Origin of the sequence: Phenylobacterium sp., assembly GCF_031181185.1 — a bacterium.
In the GTDB taxonomy this organism is placed as follows: Bacteria; Pseudomonadota; Alphaproteobacteria; order Caulobacterales; family Caulobacteraceae; genus Phenylobacterium.
In genome coordinates this window covers 1-7096 of the sequence record NZ_JAPSKZ010000182.1, presented here as the reverse complement: position 1 = coordinate 7096, position 7096 = coordinate 1, and the positions used below count along the sequence as shown (strand labels likewise).

At 68.1% G+C, this 7096-nt stretch carries 5 protein-coding genes and 1 tRNA gene; 3 read left to right on the top strand and 3 right to left on the bottom strand.

The window, feature by feature from the left end; genetic code table 11:
- Positions 1–109 precede the first annotated feature (109 nt).
- Positions 110–194, bottom strand: a tRNA-Leu gene (locus tag RIF93_RS17160).
- 177 nt (positions 195–371) lie between these two features.
- Here RIF93_RS17160 and tig point away from each other — a divergent pair.
- Positions 372–1724 carry a trigger factor gene (tig, locus tag RIF93_RS17155; protein WP_309092670.1) on the top strand — a complete coding sequence of 451 codons (1353 nt, stop codon included), beginning with the start codon at positions 372–374 and terminating at the stop codon, positions 1722–1724.
- A 73-nt stretch (positions 1725–1797) separates the two neighbouring features.
- Here tig and RIF93_RS17150 read toward each other — a convergent pair whose 3' ends face one another.
- Both RIF93_RS17150 and RIF93_RS17145 read right to left on the bottom strand, forming a co-directional pair.
- On the bottom strand, positions 1798–2814 hold the full coding sequence (locus RIF93_RS17150) for an AraC family transcriptional regulator ligand-binding domain-containing protein (RefSeq protein WP_309092669.1): 1017 nt from the start codon (positions 2812–2814) through the stop codon (positions 1798–1800).
- An 81-nt stretch (positions 2815–2895) separates the two neighbouring features.
- Complete coding sequence (locus RIF93_RS17145; RefSeq protein WP_309092668.1) at positions 2896–3075, bottom strand: hypothetical protein; 180 nt, start codon at positions 3073–3075, stop codon at positions 2896–2898.
- Between the two features lie 299 nt (positions 3076–3374).
- On the opposite strand from RIF93_RS17145, the gene RIF93_RS17140 reads away from it, so the two are divergent.
- Both RIF93_RS17140 and RIF93_RS17135 read left to right on the top strand, forming a co-directional pair.
- Positions 3375–5165 carry an FAD-dependent oxidoreductase gene (locus RIF93_RS17140; RefSeq protein ID WP_309092667.1) on the top strand — a complete coding sequence of 597 codons (1791 nt, stop codon included), beginning with the start codon at positions 3375–3377 and terminating at the stop codon, positions 5163–5165.
- Positions 5150–6994, top strand: a complete 1845-nt coding sequence (locus tag RIF93_RS17135; protein WP_309092666.1) for a 2-oxoacid:acceptor oxidoreductase subunit alpha — start codon at positions 5150–5152, stop codon at positions 6992–6994. Before RIF93_RS17140 ends, RIF93_RS17135 begins: the two co-directional genes overlap by 16 nt.
- Positions 6995–7096: the final 102 nt, after the last annotated feature.

Sequence of the window (7096 nt, the reverse complement as noted above, 5' to 3'; positions counted from 1 at the left end):
AGAGAACGCCTTCCGACATGGCGCCCTTGTGCCGGGAGCGCCGGGCGTTGTCACCTCAGGTTTGGTCCTCGGCCGACGAATGGCCGGGGCCCCCACCAAGGCGAGAGGCTGGTGCGGATGAGAGGACTCGAACCTCCACGCCTCGCGGCGCTGGAACCTAAATCCAGTGCGTCTACCAATTCCGCCACATCCGCGTGACCGGGTGGCAATCGCGGGCGGAAGCGCTCGCGTCAAGGCTCTTGGAGGCGCGGGCCTGCCATGACATAAGGGCGCGCCGCGCCGCCGGGCGATTTCGGCGGCGCTCCCTATTCCACCTGAAGGCGGACCTGCAGGCGTGCTTTCGGCGCGCTGTCCGGAAGTTGAGAATGTCGATGCAAGTCGTTGAGAAGTCTGGCGAAGGCCTGAGCCGCGTTTACGGCGTGACGGTTCCGCAGAAGGACCTGAGCGAGCGGCTGGAGGCGCGGATCGCCGAGATCGCGCCGACCCTCAACGTGAAGGGCTTCCGGCCCGGCAAGGTGCCGGTCGCGCACGTGAAGCGCCTGTACGGCAAGCAGCTGATGAGCGAGGTGCTGGAGCAGACCCTGTCCGAGACCACCCAGAAGGTGCTCGAGGACAACAAGCTGCGTCCGGCGGGCGACCCCGAGCTGAAGCCGGAAGGCGACATCCAGGGCGTGCTGGACGGCAAGGCGGACTTGGCGTTCGAGGTGGCCGTCGACCTGATGCCGGAGTTTGAGCCGGTCGATGCGTCGACCCTGTCGCTGACCCGCCCGGTCTATGAGCCGACCGAAGCGGAGGTCGAAGAGGCCGTCAACGAACTGGCCGGCCAGAACAAGACGTACGAGGCCAAGACCGGCAAGACGGTGAAGGCCAAGGACGGCGACATGGTCGTCATCGACTTCATCGGCCGCATCGACGGCGAGGCGTTCGAGGGCGGCACGGCCCAGGACGTGGAGCTGGTGCTGGGCTCGGGCCAGTTCATCCCGGGCTTCGAGGACCAGCTGGTCGGCGCCAAGCCGGACAGCGACGTCGAGGTGAAGGTGACCTTCCCCGCGGACTACCAGGCCGCCAACCTGGCCGGCAAGGAAGCCGTCTTCGAGACCAAGGTGAAGGAAGTGAAGGCGCCGGTGGACACCGTCGCCGACGACGCCTTCGCCGAGCGCCTGGGCGTCGAGAACCTCGAGAAGCTCAAGGAGCTGATCAAGACCAACCTCGAGCAGCAGTACCAGGGCGCGAGCCGCTTCAAGCTGAAGCGGGCGCTGCTGGACGAGCTGGACTCCAAGCACGACTTCCCGCTGCCGCCGAAGATGGTGGACGCGGAGTTCGCCTCCATCTGGCAGCAGGTCCAGCAGGACAAGGCCGCCGGCAACCTGCCGGAGGACGACGCCAAGAAGACGGACGAGCAGCTCGAGTCCGAATACCGCAAGATCGCCGAGCGCCGGGTGCGCCTGGGCCTGGTGCTGGCCGAGATCGGCCGGGCCAACAACGTCCAGGTGACCGACCAGGAGCTGGCCGAGGCCATGCGTCGCGAGGCCATGCGCTATGGCCCGCAGGCCCAGCAGATCTTCGACCTGTTCCGCCAGAACCCGAACGCCCAGGCCCAGCTGCGCGCGCCGATCTTCGAGGACAAGGTCGTCGACCTGATCATCGAAAAGGCCAAGGTCGAGGACAAGAAGGTCTCGAAGGACGAGCTCCTGAAGGAAGACGACCTGCCGGAAGGCTACTGAGACCGATCGGCTCCGAGCCGAGGAGAGTTCGAAGCGGCGTCGCCTGAGAGGGCGGCGCCGTTTTCGTTTCAGGTCAGGCGTCGGCGAGGCGGGCTTCGCGGGGGCTCATGCCCGTCCACCGCTTGAAGGCGCGGGAGAAGGCGGCGGGATCGGAGAAGCCCACGAGGTAGGCCGTCTCGTTGACCGAGACCTTGCGGCCCTTGAGGTAGCGGAGCGCCAGCTTCTCGCGCAGCTGCTCCAGCACCTGTTCGAAGGTGACGCCCTCGGCCTTGAGCTTGCGGTAGAGGGTCTGGCGGCTGACGGCCATTCGCTCGGCCACCGCGTCGACGCTGACTTCGCCGGTGTGCAGCATGGCGGCTAGGTGCTTCTCCACCGCGCCGCGCACCGAGTTGGTGCTGGCGAGGCTGGCCAGCAGGCCCTCCGCGTGGCCCGACAGGACGTCGAAGGCGTAGCGGGGCAGGTGCTGCAGCCGGGCGTCGGGCCAGGACGGATCGATCAAGAAGGCGTTGCGGTCGGCCTCGAACACGACCGGACAGCCGAACACCTCCTCGTAGACGTGCCGGTAGCCCGGGTCCGGGTGGGTGACGTGAACGGCTTTGACGACCAGGTCGTGGCCGTGCTGGCGCGGGGAGCAGACGATGTGGGCGAACGCCGACTCCGTCAGCTCCGGGAAGTCGTTGGGGTGCAGGCGGGCGTCGACGATCCAGAGGCCGCGGCAGTCCATCTGCATGCGGAAGCGGTCGCCGCCGCCCTCGTTCTCGGTCTCGACGATCAGCGGCACGTAGCGGTTGAGCTGGACAAACGCCTCTAGCGCATTGGTCGAGGCCTGGCCGATCAGGCCAACGATCGAGATCTCGGCGACGTTGACGTCGGCGCCGTAGCGCAGCGACAGGGCCGGGTCGCCCGTCATGGCCTGGGCGGCCTTCATGAGAGCGACGTAGGCCGAGAAGGGCAGGCGGGCGTCCTCGTCGCGCAGGGCGGCGAGATCGAGGCCGGCGCGCGCAGCCAGCGCCTGGCGATCCACGCCGCGGCGGACGGCGAACTCCAGCAGGCCGCGCACAAAGCCGGCTCCGACCGTCGGCTCGGTCATGCTCCACCCCTCAAGACCTGGCGGCCCCGCGCAGGATAGAGGCGCCGGCGTCGCGGTTTGGATGCAGCCGGTCGCCGCAGCCTAGAGCGAGCGGATGTGGCGCAGAAGTTCGGAGTTCTCGAGCTGCGCACGGCGGGTGTTGATCTCGCGGTGCAGGTCGAACGCGTCTGTCTGGTCGAGCGCCAGGATTTCCGGCGGCGGGACGTCGCGGTCGTAAGCGGGGGACGCGGACTCGGGAACGCGGTCGCTGGGCACGTTCATCGGCATTCTCCCTCAAGGTCCAGTGTCCCGGACCATCTCCCGCGATTAAGGTATCATTTACCCCAAGCCCGGCGCTACGGGCCTGCTCCCCAGAAAAGCTCACGATGTGGTCAAGCCGGCTGACGACGCCGCTACGGCCAAGCTTGAAGAACATCAATCGCAGAACGTGGTTGGCGGATCGGCCTAAGCGGGCGTAGCCTTGCCCATCAACGCCGCGCCGGAGCCGCGGAGCCCACCTGCCAGCCGCAGGTTCGACTTCGCCGCCTCGGGAGTAGAGCGTCGCGGGAAGGAAACCTGTTTTGCAGCGCACGCGTAACGAGGGGCCCGACTACTTCCACAAGGTCGTGGATTGCCAGTGGGCCTGTCCGGCGCACACGCCGGTGCCCGAGTATATCCGCCTGATCGCTGAGGGCCGGTACGCCGACGCCTACATGATCAACTGGCGGTCCAACGTCTTCCCGGGCGTGCTGGGCCGAACGTGCGACCGGCCGTGCGAGCCCGCCTGCCGGCGCGGCCGGGTGGAGGAGGAGCCGGTGGCGATCTGCCGGCTCAAGCGGGTGGCGGCCGACAACAAGGGCGACGTGCTGGCGCGCATGCCAACCCCGGCCGCAGCGCGGAACGGCCGGCGCGTGGCGCTGGTGGGGGCGGGACCCGCCTCGCTGACGGTGGCGCGGGATTTGGCGCCGCTGGGCTACGACCTGTTGCTGTTCGATCAGGACCCCAAGGCCGGCGGCTTCATCCGCAGCCAGATCCCCCGATTCCGCCTGCCCGAAGAGGTGATCGACGAGGAGGTGGGCTTCGTCACCCGGCTCAGCGCCATGGAACTCAGGCTGGGCCAGCGGGTGGACAGCCTGAAGGCCCTGCTCGATGAGGGGTTCGACGCGATCTTCGTGGGCTCGGGCGCGCCGCGGGCGCGGGACCTGGACCTGCCTGGCCGGCAGGAGGCGGCGGCCAACATCCACCTAGGCATCGACTGGCTGGCCTCGGTCTCGTTCGGCCATATCGAGAAGGTCGGCCGGCGCGTGATCGTGCTGGGCGGCGGCAATACGGCCATGGACTGCTGCCGCACCTCGCGCCGTCTGGGCGGCGAGGACGTGAAAGTGATCGTCCGCTCGGGTTTCGAGGAGATGAAGGCGTCCCCCTGGGAGAAGGAGGACGCCATGCACGAGGACATCCCGATCCTCAACTACCGCGTCCCGAAGGCCTTCACCCATGAGGGGGGCCGGCTGACCGGGGTGCTCTTCGAGGTGGTGGAAGCGGTCTATGACGAGAAAGGCCGGCGCAAGCTGGTCGCCTCGGGGCAGCCGGACGAGCACTACGAATGCGACGACGTGCTGATCGCCGTCGGGCAGGAGAACGCCTTCCCCTGGATCGAGCGCGACATCGGCCTCGACTTCGACGAGTGGGGGCTGCCGAAGGTCGATCCGCTCACCATGCAGTCGACGATCCCCAACGTCTTCTTCGGCGGGGACGCGGCTTTCGGCCCGAAGAACATCATCTGGGCGGTGGCGCACGGCCACGAGGCGGCCGTGTCGATCCACCGGTTCTGTGAGGGCCAGGACGTGGCCGAGCGGCCGCCGCCGGGCGCCAGCCTCGTCAGCCAGAAGATGGGCATCCACGAGTGGAGCTACGACAACGACGTCTCCAACGACCGCCGCTACCGGGTGCCGCTGCGCGAAAAGGCCCAGGCGCTGAAGGACGTGCGGCTGGAGGTGGAGCTGGGCTTCGACCGGGAGCTGGCGCTGGCCGAGTCGCAGCGGTGCCTGAACTGCGACGTGCAGACCGTCTTCACCGACAAGCTGTGCATCGAGTGCGACGCCTGCGTCGACATCTGCCCGATGGACTGCATCACCTTCACCGAGGAGGCGGAGGAGCCTGAGCTGCGGACCCGCCTGAAGGCGCCGGCGCTGAACCTGGCCCAGGACCTCTATGCGTCGGGAACGCTGGCGACCGGGCGGATCATGGTCAAGGACGAGGACGTCTGCCTGCACTGCGGGCTCTGCGCCGAGAGATGCCCGACGGGGGCGTGGGACATGCAGAAGTTCTACCTGGAAACCACGCAGGCGGAGGCGGCATGCCGGACCCGCTGAAGAACCCGGCCATGAAGCCCAAGGTGAACGACTTCGTCGTCAAGTTCGCCAATGTGAACGGCTCGGGCTCGGCCAGCGCCAACGGCCTGTTCGCCCGGTCCATCCTGCGGATGGGCGTGCCGGTGGCGGCGCGGAACATCTTCCCGTCGAACATCCAGGGCCTGCCGACCTGGTACGAGGTGCGGATCACGGAAGCCGGGCACTTGGGAAGGCGCGGCGGCGTCGACGTGATGGTCGCCATGAACCCGCAGACCTGGGACCGCGACCTGGCCGAGATCGAGAGCGGCGGGTTCCTGTTCTACGACTCCACGCGGGCGGTCCCGGCCTCGAAGTTCCGCGACGACATCACCGTGCTGGGCGTGCCGCTGACGGCCATGTGCAACGCCCGCTACGAGCTGCCGCGCGAACGGCAGTTGTTCAAGAACATCATATATGTCGGGGCCTTGGCGGCGCTTCTTGGCATCGAGACAGAGGCGATCGAGGCGCTGCTGGCCGAGGACTTCGCCGGCCGCGACAAGCTGATTGCCGCGAACGTCGAGGCCCTGCACATGGGCGTCGACTATGTGAGGGAGAATTTGGCCATCCTGCCGCTGCAGGTCCGCCGGGCGGACAAGGTGGGCGACCGGATCTATGTCGAGGGCAACCAGGCCGCCGCGCTGGGAGCGGTCTATGGCGGGGCCACCGTCTGCGCCTGGTATCCGATCACGCCGTCCACCTCGCTGGCCGAGGCGTTCACGGCCTATTGCCAGGAGCTGCGCACCGATCCCGAGACCGGCAAGGCGCGGTACGCGATCATCCAGGGCGAGGACGAGATCGCCTCGATCGGCATGGTGGTGGGCGCGGGCTGGAACGGCTGCCGGGCGTTCACGGCCACGTCGGGTCCCGGCATCTCGCTGATGACGGAGTTCATCGGCCTGTCCTACTTCGCCGAGATCCCGGCGGTGATCTTCGACGTGCAGCGGGGCGGGCCCTCGACAGGGATGCCGACGCGGACGCAGCAGGCCGACCTGCTGGCGGCGGCCTACGCCAGCCACGGCGACACCAAGCATCCGCTGCTGCTGCCGGCGGACCCCGGCGAATGCTTCGAGATGGGCGCCCAGGCCTTCGATCTCGCCGACCGGCTGCAGACGACGGTCTTCGTCATGCTGGACCTCGACATCGGCATGAACGAGTGGCTGACCAAGCCCTTCGCCTGGGACGACACCCGCAAGCTCGACCGCGGCAAGGTGATGACGGCCGAGGCGCTGGAGGCGGGCGCGGACTTCGGCCGCTACAAGGAGGTCGACGGCGACGGCATCCCGTACCGCACCTATCCCGGCACGCACCCCAGCAAGGGCGGCTATTTCACGCGCGGGACCTCGCGGAACCCCTATGCGCGCTACTCGGAGGAGGGGGCGGTCTACGTCGACAACATGCAGCGGCTGCTGCGGAAGTTCGAGACGGCCAAGACCCTGGTCCCGGCGCCGATCCTTAAGCCCGCCCGCGGCAAGACCAAGGACGGGGTGATCTATTTCGGCTCGACCAGCGTGGCCATGGACGAAGCGCTGGAGATGCTGGAGGCGCAGGGCCGCCGGCTGGACGCCCTGCGCGTCCGCGGCTTCCCCTTCGCACACGCGGTGGACGACTTCATCGCCGCACATGAGCGGGTGTTCGTCGTCGAGCAGAACCGCGACGCCCAGCTCCGGACCCTGCTGATGACCGAGATCGGCGTCGATCCGGCCAAGCTCGTGCCGGTGCTGCACTTCGACGGCACGCCGATCACCGCGCGCTTCATCGCAGGCGAAATCGGCCAGCTGATGTCCCTAGGCCAGATCGAGGCGGCGGAATGACCTACATCACCAAGCCGCAGCTGCACCATCCGAAGCTGCCGACCAACAGCCTGGGCTATACGCGGCGGGACTACGAGGGCTCGGTCTCGACGCTGTGCGCCG